This window comes from Alkalidesulfovibrio alkalitolerans DSM 16529, from assembly GCF_000422245.1.
Lineage (GTDB): Bacteria > Desulfobacterota > Desulfovibrionia > Desulfovibrionales > Desulfovibrionaceae > Alkalidesulfovibrio > Alkalidesulfovibrio alkalitolerans.
In genome coordinates, this window is the sequence record NZ_ATHI01000005.1 from 190,458 (window position 1) to 210,529 (window position 20,072).

A 20,072-nucleotide genomic window follows, 5' to 3' on the forward strand; every position below is an offset into this window, starting at 1 on the left:
CCGGGGCCTTTTCTGATTGGCGGTCCGAAGCTGCTCTTCGGGCCTAGAAGTCGAAATTCAAGAGCCTGCGCACGTCGTCCATGGTTTGCTGGGCCAGGGCACGGGCCTTGTCGGAACCGGCGACGATGATGTCCTGCAAGGTATCGGGCCTGGCCTCGTACTCCCTGCGCCGTGCCTGGATGGGCTCCAGGAAGTCGGCCATCTTCTCGGCCAGGAGCTTTTTGCAGTCACCGCAGCCCCGAGCGGCCGTGCGACAGCCCTCCTCGATCTCGGGCAAGATCCCCGTGGGCGCGAGCAACTCCAGGTACGGGAAGAGGTTGCAGTCCTTGGGCTCGCCCGGGTCCTTCAGGCGCTGGCGCTTGGTGTCCGTGAGCATGCTCATGACCTTGGGCCTGATCTCGGACATGGGGTCCTTCAGATAGATGGAGTTGCCATAGCTCTTGGACATCTTGCGGCCGTCAAGGCCCGGCAGCTTGGCCGAGGAGGTCAGCTTGGCCTCGGGCTCGGGGAAGTACTCGCCGTACAGGTAGTTGAAGCGGCGCACGATCTCGCGCGTCAGCTCCAGGTGCGGCAACTGGTCTTGGCCCACGGGCACCCACTTGGGCTTGTAGATGACGATGTCCGCGCACTGCAGCACCGGGTAGCCCAGAAAGCCGTAGGTGGAGAGGTCCTTGCTGGACTGCTCGCGCACCTCCTTGAAGGTGGGGTTGCGCTCCAGCCAGCCCGTGGGCGTGATCATGGAGAGCAGCAGATGCAACTCGGCGTGCTCCTTGACCCTGGACTGCTGAAAGAGGATCGCCCGCTCGGGATCGAGCCCGGCGGCCAGCCAGTCGCAGACCAACTCGGGCACGAAGCCCTTCACGTCGCGGGGCTCGGCGTAATTGGTGGTCAGGGCGTGCCAGTCGGCCACGAAGTAGAGACAGTCGTGCTCCTTCTGCATCTCCACCCAGTTGAGCAGGACACCGAAATAATGGCCGAGGTGCAGGGGCCCGGTGGGCCGCATGCCGGAAACGATGCGATTGTTCATGTGCGATTTCCTCAGAGCAGGATGGTGGCCATGAAGCGGATCATCGGCCAGAGAATCTGGCCAAGCATGCCGGTCACGGCCAAAAGGATGATGACGATGAAGCCGAAGCGACCGAAGGACATGTATTGCATGGCCGTGCGCAGGGGCAGGAACAGGGCCACTATGTTCGAGCCGTCCAGGGGCGGGATGGGCAGCAGGTTGAAGCACCCCAGGACTAGGTTGATGAGGACGCCCGCCTCGATGATGCCCGTCAGGGGCAGCAGGATGGAGACGGCCAGCTCCGACGGTTCTCCCGAGAGTCCGGCCACGACCAGCAAATGCAGGCGGGCCAAGATCGCGGCCGTGATGAAGTTGGCCAGCGGCCCGGCCACGGCCACAAGCGCCATGCCTTGGCGCGGATTCCTGAAATAGCGCGGGTCCACGGGCACCGGCTTGGCCCAGCCGATCATCTGGGTGAGGACCAGCACGATGGTGCCCATGACGTCCAGATGCTTGAACGGGTTGAGCGTCAGGCGGCCGGCCATGCGGGCCGTTGGGTCGCCGAGACGAAAGGCCATCAGCCCATGGCAGAGCTCGTGCACGGTGATGGCCAGGAGAAAGCCGGGAGTAATCAGGGCGATCTTCTGGACCCACCCCGCCATGTTGAAATCGAACATGGAGAAGGGCGCTAGCAGAAGAGCCCTGCCAGGGCAAGAAAAACCGCCCCCTTCGAGGGCGGCGCGGCGTGCAAAAGGCCGTGACGTACGACGCGCCTGTCACCTGAAACGCGAACGGCCGGGGAAACCGGCCGTCGGACGCGGAGCCAAATCCCGCGCGATGCGAACGCGCCTAGCGCTGGGTCAGGGCCTTCTTCATGGCCAGATCGACCTTGGACTTCAGTTCGGAAAGATCCACGGACTTGACCACGTAGTAATCGGCGGCAATGGACTTCAGGTCGTGCTGGAAGGAGTCGTAGGCCGTGGAGAGGATCACGGGCAGGTCCTGGTCCTTGCCCCGGATCTCCTGCAGAAGGTCGAGTCCCGAGCGGTTGGCTCCGAGCTTGATGTCCAGGATGACCACCTTGGGCCGCTCCCTCTCGATGAGCTCCACTATGTCTTCTTCGCCGTTGGAGGTGACGACGCTCATGCCCTCGGCTTCGAGCTCCTCGCGGTAGAGCATGCGGATATGTTTCTCGTCGTCCACGACGAGAACCTTTTTCTCGGGGGCAGCCATGGATTCCTCCTCATTTTCAACGATGCCGCTGGGAACATTGTATGGAGGATTTTACCCACCGGGTCAACACCCGCCAGGAGGGGCGCGGAGGCTTTTCCCGCATTTGCCCTTCTCCCGAAAATGGGGCATGAGGCGCTTCACGTCCCGGGTGATGACTTTTCCAGTCCAAATTGGTATGAATTAATATCCCCGCGTCACCACAGCACTTCATCACCGGACGAAAGCACCTCATGATAACAGTACGAAGAGATCCCGAAGGCACCGTCCTGACCCTCGACAACGTCAAGACCGTGCGCGCCCTGTTGGGCCGCCTGGGCGAGACCTGCACCACGGCTCTGGTCATCCGTGGCCGCGAACTGCTCACCGAGGACCGCAGCCTTTCGCCGGGCGACGAGATCACCGTGCGCACCGTGCGCTCCAAAGGATAGGATGCATTCATGAAGTGCCGCCGTTGCAAGGCCCCAGCCCAGGTCAAGCTGCCCAGCCACAATACTGGATTCTGTCCGGAATGCTTCTTCCTCTTCTTCAGCCGCCAGGTGCAAAAGGCCGTCAAGGACCACGCCATGTTCACGCCTGCGGACCGCATCCTGGTGGCCCTGTCCGGCGGCAAGGACTCCCTCGGCCTGGCCAACGAGTTGAAAGAGCAGGGCTACGACGTCACGGGCCTGCACGTCTATCTGGGCATCCCCGGCTCGTCCGACGCCTCGCTCGCGCACATCGAGGCCTTTTGCGAGGCGCGCTCGATCCCCTTGATCGTGGCCTCCACCCCGGACATGGGGCTGGCCATCCCCGACGTCAAGGAAGCGCTCAGGGGCCGCCCCACCTGTTCGGCCTGCGGCTCCATCAAGCGCCACGTCTTCTCGCGCGTGGCCCGCGAGCAGGGCTTCACGGCCCTGGCCACGGGCCACAACCTCGACGACGAGACCGCGCGCCTCTTCGCCAACGTGCTGCGCTGGGACAAGGCCTACCTGGCCGACCAGGGGCCGTGCCTTGCGGATGACGGCGGACAGGCGCGCAAGGTGAAGCCGCTCTACCGCCTGACCGAATTCGAGACCGCCTGCTACGCCTTCCTCAAGGGCATCCCGCACGTCAGCGCGCCCTGCCCCTACTCGCGCGGCGCGTCCTTCACCGGCCACAAGGCGCTGCTCGAAAACCTCGAACAGTCGCGGCCCGGCGCCAAGACCCAGTTCTACGAAAACTTCCTGCGCGACGGACGCGAGGCCTTCGCGGCCTCGGCCCGCGCCACGGCCGGGCTCACGCCCTGCCTGGAGTGCGGCGCGCCCACGCCGCGCGAGGTCTGCGGCGTCTGCCAGTTGAAGAAGATGGTCGTGGCCCACAAGGCCGAGACCGCGCACGCGGAAGAGTCCCGGCAATGAACGCGGTCGGGCTGATCGAGCGCGGCTTCCTGCCGCTCGCGCTCGGCCTCTCGGCCCTGGCCCTGGCGCATCCGCCGCTCTTCACCTGGATCGCCCCGCACATCGCCCTGGGCCTTGGGGTGATCATGTTCGGCATGGGGCTCACGCTCGACTTTTCCGACTTCGGCCGGGCCTTTCGCAACTGGCGCGGCGCGGGCACGGGCATCGTGCTGCAATACACGATCATGCCCATCCTGGCCGTGGCCGTCTCGGCCCTGCTCGGCCTGCCGCCCGAGGCGGCCGTGGGGCTCGTGCTCGTGGGCGCGTGCCCCGGCGGCACGGCCTCCAACGTCATCACCTATCTGGCCCGGGCCGACGTGGCCCTGTCCGTGGTCATGACCCTCGTCTCCACCATGCTCGCCCCGCTCGTAACGCCCGCCCTGGTGCAACTCCTGCTCGGCCACGAGATCCAGGTGGACTTCTGGGCCATGGTCCGCTCGGTCTTCTGGATCGTGCTCTTCCCGCTGCTCGACGGGCTGATAATCCGCAGCCTGCTGCGCGACCGCCTGCGACCCGTGGCCTGCATCTTTCCGGCCATATCCATGGTCACCATCTCGCTCATCATCGCCTGTGTGGTGGGGCTGAACCAGAAGACCATCCTGGCCTTCCCGGCGCTGGTCATGGCGGCCGTGGTCCTGCACAACGCGGCCGGATTCGGGCTTGGCTACCACTGCGCCCGGCTCATGGGCTCGGACGCCACGCGCGCGCGGACCATCTCCATCGAGGTGGGCATGCAGAATTCGGGTTTGGCCGTGGCCCTGGCCGGAGCCTTCTTCGGCCCGGCGGCCGCGCTGCCCGGAGCGATCTTCAGCCTGTGGCAGAACCTGGTGGGCGTGGCCCTGGCCAGGCGCTGGTCGCGCACGAATCCGCCTAAGTGCTGAATTATTGGGATTTGAACTCCTGCAATTCGCGCATGAAAAGGTCCTCGGCCGAGGTGTCCGGCGTGCAGGAGACGCAGGCGCGCACGTTAAGCGGTCGGTCGTCGTCGCCCGAGAGGCAGCGCACCCTGACCAGGCGCTCGGTCTCGGAAAGCACCGACGGCACCTCGCCCGCCTGCTCGTCCATCCCCGAGACGAACGCCTCCACGCGCGGCGACGAGCCGCCGCTGCCGTAGCGGACCTGGGCGTCGCAACGCGCGGCCTGGGCGGCGGCGCGCCCGGTAAAATGGTAGCGGATGCGCTTGCCCGCGCAGGCGGGCGGCACCTCGACCTCGAACTGGTGGCGCGTGCCGTAGCTGCCGTAGACGTTCACCGGCCCGGCCTTCCAGTCCTCGGCGCAGCGGATGTCCACGGGCTTGCCCGGGGTCAGGGCGCTCGCGGGCGCGGCCAGGCTCAAGACAGCCACGATGAGCATGATGCGCGTCATTGTCCCTCCCCCGTCAGACCGCCCCGAGAGTGCCATTGGCCCTTTTCGAGCGATCCGCAAAACAGAATCTGTCAACAGTCTTCCTAGATATCCCCTTCTCTTTCTCCACTTGTACGACGCCTGGGGCGCTCGGCGCAAGGCTCGCGCGGCGCTGGCCCGGCCAGGAACGTCCGCACGCTCGGCGCGGCGTCCGGGCCGTCCCATGTCACGCGCACCGCGCCGTACGCTCCGGTGTCGTAGAGCGGCACGCCGCGAGCGCCCAGGGCCTCGCGGACCGCGCAGGAAGGGAAGTTCCACTGGTTGAGCCAGCCCGTGCCCGCGGCCGCGATGCGTGGCGCCACTGCGTCGAGCAGGGCGGGCGAGAGGCTTCCGGCCGCGCCGTGATGCGGCAGGACCAAAAGATCGGCGGACAACTCGCTCCCCGCGTCGAGCAGGGCGCGAATGCCTGCCCGCTCCACGTCGCCCGGCAACAGCGCAAGGGGCCGTCCCCGCCACACGAGCCTGAGCACCAGAGAGCCGTCGTTGCTGCCGCGCCCGGCGAAATCCGGGGCGGGGTGCAAAACGTCGAGCCGTAATTCACGGCCAAGGTCGATGCGCTCCCCGGCCGTGACCACGCGGCTGTCCACGCCGCGCGCGTCGAGAAGCGGCAAAAGCTCGCGCAGGGAATGCGCCTCGCCGTCCCTGCCGTTCCAGGCGAAGCCGCCGACCCGAAGGGCTCGGACAACAGCCGCCGCGCCCCCGGCGTGATCCCGATCGGCGTGCGACACGGCCAAAACGTCCAGGCGCGGATCGCGGTTCAAGGTCAGGCGGGGAACCACCACGGCGCGGCCCACGTCGAAGGTCCGGCTGGCCAAGCCGCCCGCGTCCAGAAGCAGCCGCGCGCCGCCCGGTCCCTCGACGAGCACGGCCAACCCTTGGCCCACGTCGATCAACTCCACGGCCACGCGCTCGCGCCGCTCCTCGTACCCGGCCAGGACGACCGGACCGGCCAGGAGCGCGAAGCAAAGGCCGAGCACAGCCAACGGCCGACGGGGCAGAAAGAACCACACGGCCAGAAGCCAGGCCCCGAGCATGGCGGGCCAGAGCGGCCGCACGCCCGTGAGGACCACGAGCAGGCCCGAGGCGTCGGCCCGCGCCAGGAGCGCGAACAGCGCCTCGGCCGGGAGCGAGGCCAGCCACAGGAGCCAAGCCGCCGCTCCGTCAAGGCCGAGGGCCAGCGGCACGAGCGCGGCCAGTCCGAGCGGCATGAGCCAGACCTGCATCAGGGGCAGCCAGAAGAGGTTCCAGACGAGCCCGAGCGGAACCTCGCCGAAGGCCTGCAGCGTGAGCGGCAAAAGTGCCAGGTTGGCGCACAGGCTCACACCGAGGATGCACAGCGGCCAGCGCAGCAGAAACCGCGCCCGCTCGGCGGGGATCAGGCGCTCGGACAACCGTCCGGCCAGACGGTCGAAGTACGGCGCGCCCACGATGATCCCGGCCACGGCCAGGGCCGACATGCGAAGCCCGAGGTCGAAGAGGGAGAGCGGCGAAAGGAGCAAAAGCACGGCCAGGGCCAGAAACAGGCCGTCCAGAAAGGCCCCCCGGCGGCCGCGCCAGAGCATGAACCCGAAGGCCGCGAACATCAGGGCCGCGCGCAGCAGCGAATGGCTCGCCCCGCCGAGCCAGACGTAGAGAAGCGCCAGGGGTGCGGCCATGAGCACGGCCAGGCGCGGCAGGGGCAGGCGCAGGTACGTGGCGGGCCGCACGCGGCCAACGGCAAGGGCCAGGGCCGCGCCGAGCCCCACGGCCATGGCCAGGTGCAGCCCCGAGAGGGCCAGGGTGTGGGCCAGCGCGGCCGCGCGCAGGCGCTCCACGCTCTCCTGGGAGAGTCCGGAGCGGTCCCCGGCCAGCAGGGCCGTGACGAGCGCCCCGGCCTGCCCCTTGGGCGCGAGGGCCGAAAGCCTCTCCACCAAGGCCAGCCGCCGCGCCCATATCCCTAAGACCCCGGGGGCCTCGAGCGTGGCCGCGTCGCCGCGCGCGTAGGCCCGCCAGAAGGCCCCGCGCGTCTGCCAGTAGAAGGTGAAATCCGCTCCGCCGAAATTGCGGAAACCGCCCTGGGGGTAGACGCGGGTGCTTGTCGTGAGGCGTGCGCCGGGCGCGGGGGGCCGGGGCGGATAATGCCAGGAAAGGACCAGACGGCCTGGCAGGGTTTCATGCGCGCCGTCCTCGCGCAGGCAGGCGAGATCATCCAGGATCAGCCGCCAGGCCCCTTCGGGCCGCTGCTCGGCCTCGACCACGAGGCCCGAAAGCTCTACCCGCTCGCGCTCGATGATCCAGGCCGGGATTTCAGGTTGCGCGGGCAGTCGCACGGCCGCAAGGCAAAACCCGAGAACGAAGACGGCGAGCAGCGGCAGCGGCCGGAAACGGACGGGATCGCCCGACCGAATGCACAGGCCGAGCACGGCGAGGCCGACCGCGCCCATGAGCGGATCGCGCAGGGCGACGATGCCCGCGCCGTAAGCCAGCAGCAGAAGCTGCCACAGAAAAAGACCGCGCGGCCCGGTCTGTTCGGTCTGCCGCACGTCTCCCCCCTCGCCGTCCAGGGCGTCCGGGCCTCGCCCTTTCGCCCGCTTGCGCCCCTAACCTTTGACCCGGGAAATCGACGCCCCCACAGCCGTAAGCTTCTGCTCGATGTTCTCGTAGCCGCGGTCGAGGTGATAGATGCGCTGCACCTCGGTGGCCCCCTTGGCAGAAAGGCCCGCCAGCACGAGCGAGGCCGAGGCGCGCAGGTCCGAGGCCATGACCGGCGCGCCCGTGAGGGGCCGTTGCCCCTTGACCACGGCGGTGTGGCCCTTGACCTTGATGTCCGCGCCCATGCGGTTCAACTCCATGACGTGCATGAAGCGGTTCTCGAAGATCGTCTCCTCGACCATGGAAAGGCCCTTTGCCTTGCACATCAGGGTCGTGATCTGGGCCTGCATGTCCGTGGGGAAGCCCGGATAGGGAAGGGTCTCCACCTCCACGCCCACGAGGTCGTCGCCGCTCCTGACGATCACGCCCTCCTCGGTCTCGTTGATCCACACGCCCATCTCGCGCAGGGTGTGGGCCAGCGCGTCCAGTTCGGGCAAGGGGCAGTCGCGCAGCAACAATTCGCCGTCCGTGAGCGGCGCGGCAATCATGTACGTTCCGGCCTCGATGCGGTCGGGCATGACGCGGTACGACGTGCCCTTCAGTTCGCTCACGCCCTGGATGCGCACCACGCTCGTGCCCTGGCCCTCGATCCTGGCCCCGCAGGCGTTGAGGAAGTTGGCCAGATCGGCCACCTCGGGCTCGCGGGCCGCGTTCTCGATGACGCTCTCGCCCTCGGCCAGGGCCGCGGCCATCATCAGATGCTCCGTGGCGCCCACGGACGGAAAACGCAGAACGATGCGCGCACCCTTAAGGCCGTCGGTGCGGCCGATGATGTAGCCTTCGGAGAGCTCGAAGGTCGCGCCCAAGGCTTCGAGGCCCGTGAGGTGGATGTCCACGGGCCGCGAGCCGATGGCGCAGCCGCCGGGCATGGAGACCCTGGCCTCGCCCAGCACGGCCAGGAGCGGCCCCAGGCAGAGCACCGAGGCGCGCATGGTCTTGACTAGTTCGTAGGGCGCGTGCGGCGTGAGCCTGTCGCACTCCACGACCACGGTGTTGTCCGTGAAGGTGGTGCGGCAGCCCAGGATGTTCAGGAGCTTGCAGGACGTATGGATGTCCGCCAGGCGCGGCACGTTGGTCAGTTCGATGCGGCCGGTGGGCAGGATGCAGGCCATGAGGATGGGCAGGGCGGCGTTCTTGGAGCCGCTGATGGTGATGGTCCCGTGCAGGGGACCGGCGTTCTTGACGATGAGTTTGTCCATGAAACCTTCCTTGCGAGAATACCCAGGGCGGAAAACAAGCGATATTTTCGCGCCTTGGGTCATCAGCACGGCCCGCCTTTGGCGGGCCGTTGGCTGGAGGCGCTTCGCGAGCGGCCTGGAGGCATCCTAGCGTTCAGGCGGATTTTGTCACGCCCTTTTTGGGGCACAGGACCGCGACGGCGCAGGCCGAGCAGCGCGGCAGCCTAGCTTGGCACACGGCCCGTCCGTGCTGGATGAGCAGATGGTTGATCTCGCCCCAGACGCTTTGTTCGAACGCGGCGCACAGGTCGGTCTCGATGACCTCGGGCCGCTTGGAGCCGGAAAGGCCAAGGCGTAGCGCGAGCCGCGCCACGTGGGTGTCCACGGCGATGCCCCGGACGAGGCCGAAGGCCTGGGTGAGCACGATGTTGGCCGTCTTACGGGCCACGCCCGGCAGGCGCACCAGGTCGGCCATGGTCCGGGGGACATCGCCCCCGAACTCGTCCACGATCATGCGCGCGGCGGCCACGATGTTCCTGGCCTTGTTGCGAAAGAAACCCGTGGAGCGAACCGCCTGCTCCACCTCGGAGACATCCGCGCGGGCCATCTCGGCCGGCCCCGGCCAGCGCGCGAAGAGCGCGGGCGTGACCTTGTTCACCTGTTCGTCCGTGCACTGGGCGGAAAGAATGGTGGCCACCAGGAGTTCGAAGGGCGTGGTGAAATCGAGGAACGATCGTACAGGAGGATAGAGCGCGCGCAGGGCATCGTACACCTGGGCGGCACGTTGTTTATCTTTCATCGTTGCACCTCGGATCATGAAAACTGCATTGCCCGGTTTACATGATGCGCAATTGCCGCATCGAAGTACACCTGTTGCACGAATGCACAATTTGTGGTTAGAAGGAGCGGGCCGTTTAAAGCGGCCGAACCGAAAGGGAGGGTAACGACGTGTCGTCCATGATGAAAGGCTTGTGCATTCTGGCCTTTATTCTCGTCTTCGCGGCCATGGCAGGGAACTCCTCATTCCCCACCGACGCCGCCGCCCACACGTCTGAAGGCGAGGCCCTGGTGAAGAACGTTTGCGGCCGCTGTCACAGCGCCCAGCGCGTCTGCGCCAATCTCGGCCGCGACCAGATATATTGGGAGCGCACCGTGACGCGCATGCGCCAAAACGGTGCTGCCCTTTCCGCCCCCGACATCTCCAGCGCGGCGACGTATCTCGCCGGGCAAAAGAAGGATACCGCCCCGTTCTGCAACTGATGCGCCACGCATCCGCAAAGGAGCATGAATGTCTCTCGCAACGCTGTACGTCACCACTCCGGACAAATCCACCGCGACGGCCATCGCCAAGGAGCTTTTGCAACGCAAGATCATTGCCTGCGTCAACATCTTCGATCCTGTTTCGTCCATGTACTGGTGGGAAGGCAAGATCGAGGAGACATCCGAAACGGTCATGCTCTGCAAGACGCGCATGCGCGACGTTCCGCGCGCCATCAAGGCGGTCAAGGAACTGCACCCCTACGACGTGCCCTGCGTCACGGCCACTCCCATTCTCAAGGCCAATCTGGACTACATCAAGTGGGTGGAATCCATCTGCGCCGAAGGGGAGGAGAGCTGATTCATGCGCCTGTTCGTCAACGGCTCGCTCGCCTATGACCGGATCATGACCTTTCCCGGCCGGTTCCAGGATCACATCCTGCCGGACAAACTGCACATCCTCAACGTCTGCTTCCTGGTGGAGGGCCTTGACGAGAAGTTCGGCGGCACGGCGGGCAATATCGCCTATTCGCTACGCCTGCTCGACGAGGATCCGCTGATCATCGGCAGCGCGGGCAAGGACTTCGACGCTTACTCCCACTGGCTGCGCGCCCAGGGACTTTCGCTGCGCGGCATCAGGATCGTGGAGACGGAGTTCACGGCCGGAGCCTATATCACCACGGACAAGGCCGACAACCAGATCACTGGCTTCAACCCCGGCGCCATGCGACACCCCTCCAGTTTCGATTGGAACACCGTGCCGCCCGTGGACGCCTTGGCCATCATCTCGCCGGGCAACGTGCAGGACATGACCGAATACCCGCGCATCCTGCGCCAGTTGAAGATCCCCTACATTTTCGATCCCGGCCAGCAGACCACGGCCCTGTCTCCCGAGCAACTCATCGAGGCTATCACGGGCGCGGCCATCCTCACGGTCAACGACTACGAGCTCGAACTGATCATGAACGTCACGGGCAAGACGCGCGAGGAACTGCAGCAACTCACGGGCGCGGTCATCGTCACCCTGGGCGAAAAGGGCTCGCTGATCCTCAAGAAAGGGCGAGAAATTCCGGTTCCGGCCGCCAAGGCCGCCAAGGTAGCCGATCCCACCGGCGCTGGCGACGCCTTCAGGGCGGGCCTGTTGCACGGCCTCGCCAAGGGGATGGAATTGCCCGACGCCGCGCTCATCGGCGCGACCTGCGCGAGCTTTTGCGTGGAGCGCCACGGCACCCAGGAGCACGCCTTCTCGGCCGAGGAATTCGCCGCCCGCCACAGGGAGAACTTCGGAATCTGACCCGCTCTCTTTCCCCCACAAATGATCGAGGCCCCTACTCCCGCGCCGGGAAAGGGGCCTCGAATTTTTCGAACGGCTAAAGGACAGGGTTTCAGCGCCTCGCGGCCGTTGGAAAAGCCCGTTCAGCCCGGATGGCCGATGCTCTGCGCCAGGGTGATGTGCTGGCGCGGCACAAGGCCCAGGGCCGCGGCCAAACGCGGCCGGTCAATGGAGGCCCGCACCACCGTGGCCAGCCCCAGGGCGGCGCAGACCAGATAGACGTTCTGGCTGATGAAGCCCGTGTCCCAGGCGGCGTAGCGCTCCTTCTCCGACTCGGCCGCGCCGATGCGCTCGTAATCCGCCGCATAGACAAGATTGAGCGGCGCGGATGCGGCGAAGGCTTGGCTGCCCGCCAGCTCCCGGATGTCCTGATCGGCCACGGGAACGAGGGCATGGCCCTGCGCGTCGTAACGATACGCGCCAGCCGCCATGACCGCGTAGACGTCGATCTCCTGGAAATTGCGCGCAGAGGGCGCGGTGCGCCTGCCGTCGCCCCGGTTCACGCCAAAGGCCGCCCACAGGATGTCCGAAAGTTCCTGCTCGCCGAGTTCGCGCGGCGCGAAGGAGCGCGAACTCCTGCGCTCGGCCAGGGCCTTCATGAGCGGCATCCCGCCGTCGGTTCGCGGCGCGGGCAGCGGTCTCGCCGCGCTCTGGGCATGAGCCGCGCCCGGCAGAAGACCGGTGGCCGCCAGCACGGCGGCTCCGGCCAGAAAGGTCCGTCTGTCCATGCGTCACCTCCCGTGTTCCGTGCGAAGAACCATCGGATGCGCCGACGCTTCTTCGCTCCATTATGTACGCTAGCCCAGGCGAAACGGCGCGGTCAACCCGAAACGGACGATGGCGGCTTGATCCGCCTCGCGCTCGCAAAAAAGCCCCGTGCATGCTCGATGCACGGGGCTTATTCGCCCTCCGCCGGATGGGCCAAACCGATCAGGCCAGTCCAGGCAGGATGGCCGTGGCGATAGTGAAGTAGATGATGACGCCCGCCGCGTCCGCGATGGAGGTGATGAGCGGCGCGCTGGCCGTGGCCGGGTCGAACTTGAGCTTGGTGAGCGCGAAGGGCAGCGACATGCCGATGAGGCTGCCCACAACGACCACCACGACCATGGTGCTGGCGACGACCAAGGCGATCTCCGGCCCGCCCCTGAAGAGCCCAAGGCCGCTCACGGCCACGGCCATGGTCAGGCCCAGGCCAGTTGCGACCAGAACCTCGCGGCCGAGCATCTTCACCCAGTCGCGCATGACAACCTCGCCCGTGGCCAGGGCGCGGACCATGAGCGTGGCCGCTTGCGAGCCCGCGTTGCCGCCCGAGTCGATAAGCAGCGGCAGGAAGAAGACCAGGGCCACGTAGCTGGCGATGGTGTCCTCGAAATAAGCGATGCCCGCGCCCGAGAAGATGTTGCCGAAGACGAGCACGACCAGCCAGAAGACGCGCTTGCGATACAAAAGCCATGCCCCGGCGGTCTTCAGGCTGCCCTCGATCTTGCCCACGGTGCCCGACTTGTGGAAGTCCTCGGTGGCTTCCTCATGGGCCACGTCCATGGCGTCGTCATGAGTGATGATGCCCACCAAAGCCTCGTTGCCGTTGATGACCGGCAGCGCGAGGAGGTCGTACTTGGCGATCTTGCGCACGGCCTCCTCCTGGTCCTCGTCGGCCCGGGCGAAGATCACGTCCGCGTTCATGATGGCCTCGACCTTCTTGTGCGAGGGCGCGAGGATCAGATCCTTGAGGGAGACGAGACCGCGCAGCCGACGATTCTCGTCCACCACGTAGGCGTAATAGATGGTCTCGGCGTCCGGGGCCTCGGCGCGCAGCTTGGCGATGGCCTCGGCCACGGTCATGTGCGCCGAAAGCGCCACGTACTCCGAGGTCATGATAGACCCGGCCGTGCCCTCGGCGTACGAGGAGAGCTTCAGGATGTCGTCGCGCTCGGCCTGGGCCAGTCCGGGCAGGATGGCCTCGCGCTCCTCATCGGGCATGCGCTTGAGCAGGTCCACGCGGTCGTCGTGCGGCATGGCCGCGACCAGAAGGATCAAGCGCCGCCGCGAGAGCGAATCCACGACGATCCGCTGCTGCTCCGCAGGCAGGTGGGCGAAAAGTTCCGCGCCGTAGAGCGGATCGATGTAGCGCAGGATCTCGACGATCTCGGCGACGTCGAGATGGGAAAGCACCTCGGCGTTCAGGCCGGGGTTGCCGATGACGAAAAAACGACGCAACGCGTCGCCGTCCTTGCTCGCGATCAGGCCGCGAAGCTCGTTGACAAGGGTCTTGATGAGCATGGCTCGTCTCCTAAAGTCGCCGCCGGAAGGCGGGACGAGGCGGACGAGCCGGGAGGATGAATCCTAGCGGCGCACGTCCGCCCCGCCCCAGACATGGGCGAGGTGTCGTGATCGTGGTCTACTGCCGCTTTGTTCGGACATGGTCTCCTTGACCTCTGTTAGAATTATGGAAAAGCGCTTTCAGGGGCGAACACGCCCATGCGCCAAAGCCGGTTGTTCATACGCGCGGCGTCCGGCCGTGTCAACCCACGCGAACCTCGCCACGAGAATCGGCGCTCCGCAAAGCTTCGGACAAGCCGTTCCTTCCCTCTTTTCCTCGCCCTCGGCATGGGGTAATGTCGGATCATGATCGAACTCACGCCCGAACTCGTGCAGGACTATCTGACGCGCGCCCACGGTCCCTCGGCCCGGCTCGTGACGGCCGGGGCCATCGGCACCCTCGACGCCCAGGGCATGAAGCGCTTCGGCTACGGCAAGCCGCTCTTCGTGCGCTTCACCGTGGACGGCGAGGAGCGCGAGGCCGTGCTCTCGGTCATGAAGGGCGACGTCTACGGCCACCAGTTCTCCTGGGACCGCGCGGCCGTGCTGCTCTTCCAGCACGCCACGAGCGGCCGCCTGCCCCGGCATTGCGCGCCGCTTGGCGTGGGCTACGTGGACGGCGCGGGCCGCCTCGTGCCGCTTGACGAGCCGCAGGAATTCTTCATCGTCAACGAAAAGCTCTCGGGCCACGACTATTTTCTCGACCTGGACCGCATCCGGAGCGGCGACTTCAGGCCGTCCGACCTGGCCATGGCCCAAAATTTCGCCCGCTGGCTGGCCGTAATACACGCGCAAAAACACGACGATCCCCATCTCTACTGGCGACGGATGCGCGACCTGATCGGTTCCAGCGAGTGCATCACCGGGCTCATCGACGAGGCCTACCCGCCCGATTACGAGCCTTTTCCGGCCGAGCGCTTCCAGGCAGTGGAGCGCCAGCTCGTGGACTGGCGCTGGCGGCTGAAGCGCTATGCGCGGCGGCTGTGCGTGGTGCACGGCGATTTCCATCCCTGGAACGTGCTCGTGGACGGGGACGAATTCCGGGTCTTGGACAGGAGCCGGGGCGAGTTCGGCGAGGCCGCGGGCGACGTGGCGGCCATGGCCGTCAACTACCTGTTGTGGGGCATCCTGGACACGCCGCGCTTCGACGGGCCGTTCCGTGAACTGTGGGACGCCTTCTTCGCGACCTACATCGAGGCCACAGGCGACCGCGAAATGCTTGAGGTCATCGGGCCGTTCTTCGTCTTTCGCGCCCTGGTGGTGGCCAGCCCGCAGTGGTATCCCGGCCACCCGCCCGAGGTCAGGGCGGCTCTCTTCCGATTTCTCGAACGAGCCCTGTCGCGTGCGCCCTTCGACTGGCAAGGCGTGGACGGATACCTGGCATGAAGAAAGGCCACGGCAGCCAGGGCTGGGCCGTGTGGGTCACCGGCCTGCCCGGCTCGGGCAAGACCTCCGTGGCCACGGCCCTGGTGGAAGGCCTCAGGCGGCGCGGCTTCATGGCCGTGCACCTGTCCATGGACGAGCGGCGCAAGGCCTATTTCCCCAGTCCTTCCTACAGCGCCGAGGAGCGTGAGCGGGCCTACTCCATGTTCGTGGAGGAGGCCGCTTTTCTGGTGCGCGGCGGCAAGGGCGTGGTCATGGACGCTTCCGCGCACCGGCGCGAGTTGCGCCGCCGGGCGCGCCGCCTCATCCCGCGCTTCGCCGAGATCCACCTCAAGTGCCCGGTGGAGGAGGCCATGCGCCGCGAGGCCACGCGCCCCGAAGGGCTGGTCATGGCCGGGCTCTACGAGAAGGCCCTGGATCGCAAGGCCACGGGCAAAGACGTGCCCGGCCTGGGCGTGGTGCCGGGCGTGGACGAGCCCTTCGAGGAGGACGAGGCCGCCGAGTGCGTCATCGACGCGGGCGCGCTGCCGCCCGAAGAAGTGATCTCCAGGGCCCAGGCCTTCGTCTTTTTGTGGCTGATGGATCATTACGGCTGACGCCCGGCCCCCTCGTCAGGCCGCGAAAATTTTTCCACGCTTGACATTTGCCTCAAACGCCCCACAAGGTGCTTGGCCCGGCCGGACACAAGGCAAAGCGCCGCCATGGCCCCCCACAGGACTGCCCGATGCTGTTTTCGATCATAACCTTCGGTTGCCAGATGAACGCGGGCGACTCCGAATGGCTCGCCCGCACCCTGCGCGGCATGGGCTGGGAGGAGATTCCGCCCGACAAGGCCGCAAAGGCCGACGTGGTCGTCATCAACACGTGCAGCGTACGCAAAAAGCCCGAGGAGAAGGTCTACAGCCTGCTCGGGCGGCTGCGCGACGCCATGCGCGACAATCCCCGCGCCTTCGTGGCCGTGGGCGGCTGCCTGGCGCAGCAGGCGGGCGAGGAATTCTTCCGCCGCTTCCCCCAGGTGCGGCTGGTCTTCGGCACGGACGGCGCGGCCGCCGCGCCCCAGGCCATCGAACGGCTGGCCGCCGAGCCGGGACTTCGGCTCTCGCTGCTCGACTTCGCCGAACGCTACGAGCCGCGCGAGCGCCACTGGCCGGACGAGAAAGTCGCGTCCCAGGCCTTCGTGACCATCATGCAGGGCTGCGACAACTTCTGCGCCTACTGCATCGTGCCCCACGTGCGCGGACGGCAGAAGTCCCGCCCGGCCCCGGACGTGCTGGCCGAATGCCGCGAATGGCTCGCGCGCGGGGCCACGGAGATCACCCTGCTCGGCCAGAACGTCAACTCCTACGGCCAGGACGCCTCGGGCGACGGCACGGGCTTCGCGGACCTCCTGCGCGACGTGGCCGGGCTGCCTGGTCTTCGCTGGCTGCGCTTCGTGACCTCGCACCCCAAGGACATCGCGCCCGAAGTCATCCGCGCCTTCGCCGAACTCGACAACCTGGCTCCAAAGCTCCATCTGCCCGTGCAGTCCGGCTCTGACCGCATCCTTTCGCTCATGGGCCGCAAGTACGACCGCGCGCGCTACCTGGACATCGTGGCCCGCCTGCGCGAGGCGCGGCCGGACATCGCGCTTTCCACGGACCTCATCGTGGGATTTCCCACGGAAACCGAGGCCGAGTTCCGCGAGACTCTCTCGTTGATGGAGGAGGTGCGCTTCGAATCGAGCTTCTCCTTCCTCTACAACGACCGGCCCGGTGTGCGCGCCTGCGACATCGAGCCCAAGGTGGCCGACGCGGTGAAGACCAGGCGGCTTTTGGAGCTGCAGGCCTTGCAGGAGCGGCTGACCGAGGAGGCCTACGCCGCGTGGGTGGGCCGTGAGATCGAGGTCGTCTTCGAGCGCGGGAGCAGAAAGGACGGGCCGGGCGACGCGCCTTCCCTGGCCGGGCGCGACCCCTACGGCCGGGTCGTGAACGTGGCCCTGCCGACGGACGCCGTGAAGCGTGAAGAAGATTTGACCGGACAGACGGCGCGTGTCACAATCACCATGGCCAAAAAGCATTCCCTCAACGCCACGCTCGCGGAGGCGCCATGGTTGAGATGAAAGTTTTCGGACTCGCCCTGGACGAGGATTCGCAGGTGCCCGTCCTGATCCTCAAGGACATGGCCGAAGAAAAGGTCCTGCCCATCTGGATCGGAGCGATGGAGGCCATGGCCATTTCCATGGCCCTGAACGAGATGTCCCTGCCCCGGCCCATGACCCACGATCTTCTCCTGAACATGGTCAAGGGGCTGGGCGGCGAGATCACGGCCGTTGAAGTCGTCTCGCTCGACGAAGGCACCTATTTCGCCGAGATCGAGGTGCTCGTGGGCGAGGAGAAGCGGCGCATCGACGCGCGCCCCTCGGACGCGGTGGCCCTGGCCCTGCGTGCCAAGGCCCCCATCCGCGTGGCCGAGCAGGTGCTGACCGAGGCCGCGTCCAACCGGGCCGAGCCGGGGAAGCCCGAGCTTCGCGGCGAGGACGCCAACAAGTGGAACGAACTGCTCGAACGCTACGACCCCGACGACAAATACAAGATGTAGCCCGCAAAGGCCCTCCATGATAGACCTGCATACCCACACCACCTTCTCCGACGGCGCGCTGATCCCGGCCGAACTCATCCGCAGGGCCAAGGCCGCAGGCTACCGCGCCGTGGCCATCACCGACCACGCCGACCTCTCCAACCTCGAATTCAACGTCGCGGCCATCCGCCGCATGGCCTCGACCTATGGCACGTTCGCGGACATCGACGTGCTCTGCGGGGCCGAGATCACCCACGTGCCGCCGCCGCTCATCGCACAGACCGTGACCTTGGCGCGCGAGGCCGGGGCCGAGATCGTGGTCATGCACGGCGAGACCATCGTGGAGCCGGTGGAGCGCGGCACGAACCTCGCGGCCATCGAGGCCGGGGTGGACATCCTGGCGCACCCGGGCATGATTACCGAGGAGGAGGCACTGCTTGCGCGCGAACGCGGCGTTTTCCTGGAGATCACCACGCGCGGCGGCCACAGCCTGAGCAACGGCCACGTGGCGGCCATGGCCCGCAAGACCGGGGCCAAGCTCGTCATCAACAACGACGCCCACGCGCCGGGCGACTTGGTGGGGCCGGAGCGCCGTCGGCTGGTGGCCCTGGGAGCGGGCCTGAGCGCGGCGGAATACGAGGCCTGCGAGGCGAACTCGCGCGAACTGGCCGGCCGCCTGCTGGGCCTTCGCTGAGCCGGGGCAAGGAACGGGCGGCGGCCACGGTCGAAAGACCGCGCAACCCCCTGTTTCCGTTGCACCGCGCGCCCCCTTCCCCCCTGCCCGCACACGTGCTATAGGCCCTCCCCATGTCCGATTCCGCCCTGGAATCCCTACTCGCACGCGCGGCCGAAACGCTCAAAAGCGCCCGCCACGCAGTGGCCTTCACCGGCGCGGGAATCTCCGTGCCGTCCGGCATCCCCGACTTCCGCAGCCCCGGCGGCCTATGGTCGCGTTTCGATCCCATGGAGGTGGCCAGCATCGGCGCGCTCAGGCGCGACCCGAAGCGGGTCTGGGAATTCCTGGTCGAGGCCATGGACTTCTTCGGCCGCGCCGCGCCCAACCCGGCCCACTTGGCCCTGGCCGAGATGGAACGCGCCGGGCGCATACGGGCCGTGATCACGCAAAACATCGACGGCCTGCACCAGGAAGCGGGATCGCGCCGCGTGGTGGAATTCCACGGCGGCTGCCAGACGTTCTACTGCACGGGCTGCAAGGCCCCGCACGATCCCGGCCTGGCAAGAAAGATCACCGCCTCTGACATTCCCTGGCGTTGCGCGGCGTGCGGCGGCGTGGTGCGGCCAGACGTGGTCTTCTTCGGCGAGGGCATCCCGCAGGCCGCCCTGCACGAGGCATCCCGTCTCGCGGCCCAGGCCGACGCAGTACTCATCGTGGGTACCTCGGGCGAAGTCGCTCCGGCCAATCAGATCCCAGCAAACATCAAGGCCCGCGGCGGCACGGTCATCGAAATCAACCTCGGCCCGACACTGTACCGCGACATCACCGACATACGTTTCGATGCAAAGGCGGAAGAAGTGCTGCCGTTGCTTGCCTCCAGGACATGTTGCTAGCCCTGCGGCGATGCCGTAGAATATCATTGTTCGATTCACCCCCAAGGTAGGAAGCCCATGACGGATATTTTTCTGAGGGTTCTCACGGAATCCGGTCTTGTCATCCAGACGATCATGTATCTCCTTATCGCCATGTCCATCGCAAGCTGGAGCATCATTTTCATGAAGATAATCCAGTTGCGCAAGGTCAGAAAACAATGCGTGGAGCAGTTCGAGCTGTTCCAGCAGTCCGGCGACATAACCTCGGCCATGAAGAGCATGAGCCAGAACCAGACATCGCCCATGTACATGGTCGGGTCGTTCGCGCTCAAGGAACTGCGCAGGCTGGAAAAGGCCGACCTTTCTCCGAGCGTGAAGGGGCGGCTGGCCATCGACAACGTGCGCCGGGCGCTGCGCCAGGGCGTGAGCGTCCAACTCGACGAGGTCGGCAGTTCCCTCGTCTTCCTCTCCACCTGCACGAACATCGCGCCCTTCCTCGGTCTCTTCGGCACGGTCTGGGGCATCATGCGCTCGTTCCACGAGATCGGCATGATGAAGAGCGCCTCGCTGATCGTGGTCGGCCCCGGCATCGCCGAGGCGCTGACGACCACGGTCTTCGGACTCGCCGTGGCCATTCCGGCGGCCATGTTCTACAACGGCTTCGTCGGGATGATGGCCAGCATCGAGACGTATCTGGTCAACTTCGCCTCGTCCTTCCTGAACCGCATCCAGCGCGAGCTGGCCTGGACCGCCGAGAACGGAAGCGACATCTAGCCGGGCAAACGCGCGCGGACGGGCGACATCCCCAA

At 66.6% G+C, this 20,072-nt stretch carries 22 protein-coding genes; 13 read left to right on the forward strand and 9 right to left on the reverse strand.

Annotated elements, in window-relative coordinates; genetic code table 11:
* Positions 1 to 43 precede the first annotated feature (43 nt).
* From trpS to DSAT_RS03850, 3 genes are all read right to left on the reverse strand, one after another.
* Positions 44 to 1,027, reverse strand: coding sequence for a tryptophan--tRNA ligase (trpS, locus tag DSAT_RS03840; protein ID WP_020886275.1), 984 nt, complete (start codon positions 1,025 to 1,027; stop codon positions 44 to 46).
* A gap of 11 nt (positions 1,028 to 1,038) precedes the next feature.
* Positions 1,039 to 1,683, reverse strand: a complete 645-nt coding sequence (locus tag DSAT_RS03845; RefSeq protein ID WP_020886276.1) for a site-2 protease family protein — start codon at positions 1,681 to 1,683, stop codon at positions 1,039 to 1,041.
* Between the two features lie 172 nt (positions 1,684 to 1,855).
* Positions 1,856 to 2,239 carry a response regulator gene (locus DSAT_RS03850; protein ID WP_020886277.1) on the reverse strand — a complete coding sequence of 128 codons (384 nt, stop codon included), beginning with the start codon at positions 2,237 to 2,239 and terminating at the stop codon, positions 1,856 to 1,858.
* A 230-nt stretch (positions 2,240 to 2,469) separates the two neighbouring features.
* On the opposite strand from DSAT_RS03850, the gene DSAT_RS03855 reads away from it, so the two are divergent.
* The 3 genes from DSAT_RS03855 to DSAT_RS03865 are packed head-to-tail and all read left to right on the forward strand — an operon-like array spanning position 2,470 to position 4,535.
* Entirely contained in the window at positions 2,470 to 2,667 is a 198-nt protein-coding gene (locus tag DSAT_RS03855) for a hypothetical protein (protein ID WP_020886278.1), read from the forward strand.
* Positions 2,668 to 2,676: 9 nt separating this feature from the next.
* Positions 2,677 to 3,615, forward strand: coding sequence for a PP-loop family protein (locus tag DSAT_RS03860; RefSeq protein WP_020886279.1), 939 nt, complete (start codon positions 2,677 to 2,679; stop codon positions 3,613 to 3,615).
* Positions 3,612 to 4,535 (forward strand): bile acid:sodium symporter family protein, encoded by a 924-nt coding sequence (locus DSAT_RS03865; RefSeq protein WP_020886280.1) that lies wholly within the window; start codon positions 3,612 to 3,614, stop codon positions 4,533 to 4,535. The genes DSAT_RS03860 and DSAT_RS03865 overlap by 4 nt, the downstream gene beginning before the upstream one ends.
* Before the next feature lies 1 nt (position 4,536).
* Here the strand turns inward: DSAT_RS03865 and DSAT_RS03870 are convergent, their stop codons facing one another.
* The 4 genes from DSAT_RS03870 to nth form a co-directional block, all read right to left on the reverse strand.
* Complete coding sequence (locus DSAT_RS03870) at positions 4,537 to 5,019, reverse strand: hypothetical protein (protein ID WP_020886281.1); 483 nt, start codon at positions 5,017 to 5,019, stop codon at positions 4,537 to 4,539.
* Positions 5,020 to 5,102: 83 nt separating this feature from the next.
* The gene (locus tag DSAT_RS03875; RefSeq protein ID WP_020886282.1) at positions 5,103 to 7,580 is read right to left on the reverse strand and encodes a DNA internalization-related competence protein ComEC/Rec2; all 2,478 of its coding nucleotides are present in this window, start codon (positions 7,578 to 7,580) and stop codon (positions 5,103 to 5,105) included.
* Between the two features lie 57 nt (positions 7,581 to 7,637).
* Entirely contained in the window at positions 7,638 to 8,888 is a 1,251-nt protein-coding gene (murA, locus tag DSAT_RS03880; protein WP_020886283.1) for a UDP-N-acetylglucosamine 1-carboxyvinyltransferase, read from the reverse strand.
* Between the two features lie 133 nt (positions 8,889 to 9,021).
* Positions 9,022 to 9,666 (reverse strand): endonuclease III, encoded by a 645-nt coding sequence (gene nth, locus DSAT_RS03885; protein WP_020886284.1) that lies wholly within the window; start codon positions 9,664 to 9,666, stop codon positions 9,022 to 9,024.
* A gap of 158 nt (positions 9,667 to 9,824) precedes the next feature.
* Between nth and DSAT_RS03890 the strand changes: the two genes are divergently transcribed.
* From DSAT_RS03890 to DSAT_RS03900, 3 genes are read left to right on the forward strand one after another with little or no spacing between them, the layout of a single operon-like run.
* Entirely contained in the window at positions 9,825 to 10,127 is a 303-nt protein-coding gene (locus DSAT_RS03890; RefSeq protein ID WP_235695919.1) for a hypothetical protein, read from the forward strand.
* A 28-nt stretch (positions 10,128 to 10,155) separates the two neighbouring features.
* The gene (gene cutA / locus DSAT_RS03895; RefSeq protein ID WP_020886286.1) at positions 10,156 to 10,485 is read left to right on the forward strand and encodes a divalent-cation tolerance protein CutA; all 330 of its coding nucleotides are present in this window, start codon (positions 10,156 to 10,158) and stop codon (positions 10,483 to 10,485) included.
* Between the two features lie 3 nt (positions 10,486 to 10,488).
* Positions 10,489 to 11,418 carry a carbohydrate kinase family protein gene (locus DSAT_RS03900; RefSeq protein ID WP_020886287.1) on the forward strand — a complete coding sequence of 310 codons (930 nt, stop codon included), beginning with the start codon at positions 10,489 to 10,491 and terminating at the stop codon, positions 11,416 to 11,418.
* Between the two features lie 122 nt (positions 11,419 to 11,540).
* On the opposite strand, the gene DSAT_RS03905 is transcribed toward DSAT_RS03900, so the two are convergent.
* Complete coding sequence (locus tag DSAT_RS03905; RefSeq protein WP_020886288.1) at positions 11,541 to 12,185, reverse strand: SagB/ThcOx family dehydrogenase; 645 nt, start codon at positions 12,183 to 12,185, stop codon at positions 11,541 to 11,543.
* Between the two features lie 202 nt (positions 12,186 to 12,387).
* Entirely contained in the window at positions 12,388 to 13,737 is a 1,350-nt protein-coding gene (mgtE, locus tag DSAT_RS03910; protein ID WP_020886289.1) for a magnesium transporter, read from the reverse strand.
* 345 nt (positions 13,738 to 14,082) lie between these two features.
* Here mgtE and DSAT_RS03915 point away from each other — a divergent pair, with 345 nt between their 5' ends.
* From DSAT_RS03915 to DSAT_RS03945, 7 genes are all read left to right on the forward strand, one after another.
* Positions 14,083 to 15,162 (forward strand): phosphotransferase family protein, encoded by a 1,080-nt coding sequence (locus DSAT_RS03915; RefSeq protein WP_020886290.1) that lies wholly within the window; start codon positions 14,083 to 14,085, stop codon positions 15,160 to 15,162.
* Complete coding sequence (locus tag DSAT_RS03920; protein WP_020886291.1) at positions 15,159 to 15,755, forward strand: adenylyl-sulfate kinase; 597 nt, start codon at positions 15,159 to 15,161, stop codon at positions 15,753 to 15,755. The genes DSAT_RS03915 and DSAT_RS03920 overlap by 4 nt, the downstream gene beginning before the upstream one ends.
* A gap of 128 nt (positions 15,756 to 15,883) precedes the next feature.
* Positions 15,884 to 17,257, forward strand: coding sequence for a tRNA (N6-isopentenyl adenosine(37)-C2)-methylthiotransferase MiaB (gene miaB / locus DSAT_RS03925; RefSeq protein WP_020886292.1), 1,374 nt, complete (start codon positions 15,884 to 15,886; stop codon positions 17,255 to 17,257).
* On the forward strand, positions 17,245 to 17,736 hold the full coding sequence (locus DSAT_RS03930) for a bifunctional nuclease family protein (protein ID WP_020886293.1): 492 nt from the start codon (positions 17,245 to 17,247) through the stop codon (positions 17,734 to 17,736). The genes miaB and DSAT_RS03930 overlap by 13 nt, the downstream gene beginning before the upstream one ends.
* Before the next feature lie 16 nt (positions 17,737 to 17,752).
* Positions 17,753 to 18,409: a histidinol phosphate phosphatase domain-containing protein gene (locus DSAT_RS03935; protein ID WP_020886294.1), complete on the forward strand. Its 657-nt coding sequence runs from the start codon at positions 17,753 to 17,755 to the stop codon at positions 18,407 to 18,409.
* Positions 18,410 to 18,522: 113 nt separating this feature from the next.
* A complete protein-coding gene (locus DSAT_RS03940; RefSeq protein ID WP_020886295.1) occupies positions 18,523 to 19,284 on the forward strand; it encodes an NAD-dependent deacylase in 762 nt (253 codons plus the stop codon).
* A gap of 57 nt (positions 19,285 to 19,341) precedes the next feature.
* Positions 19,342 to 20,037, forward strand: coding sequence for a MotA/TolQ/ExbB proton channel family protein (locus DSAT_RS03945; RefSeq protein ID WP_020886296.1), 696 nt, complete (start codon positions 19,342 to 19,344; stop codon positions 20,035 to 20,037).
* Positions 20,038 to 20,072: the final 35 nt, after the last annotated feature.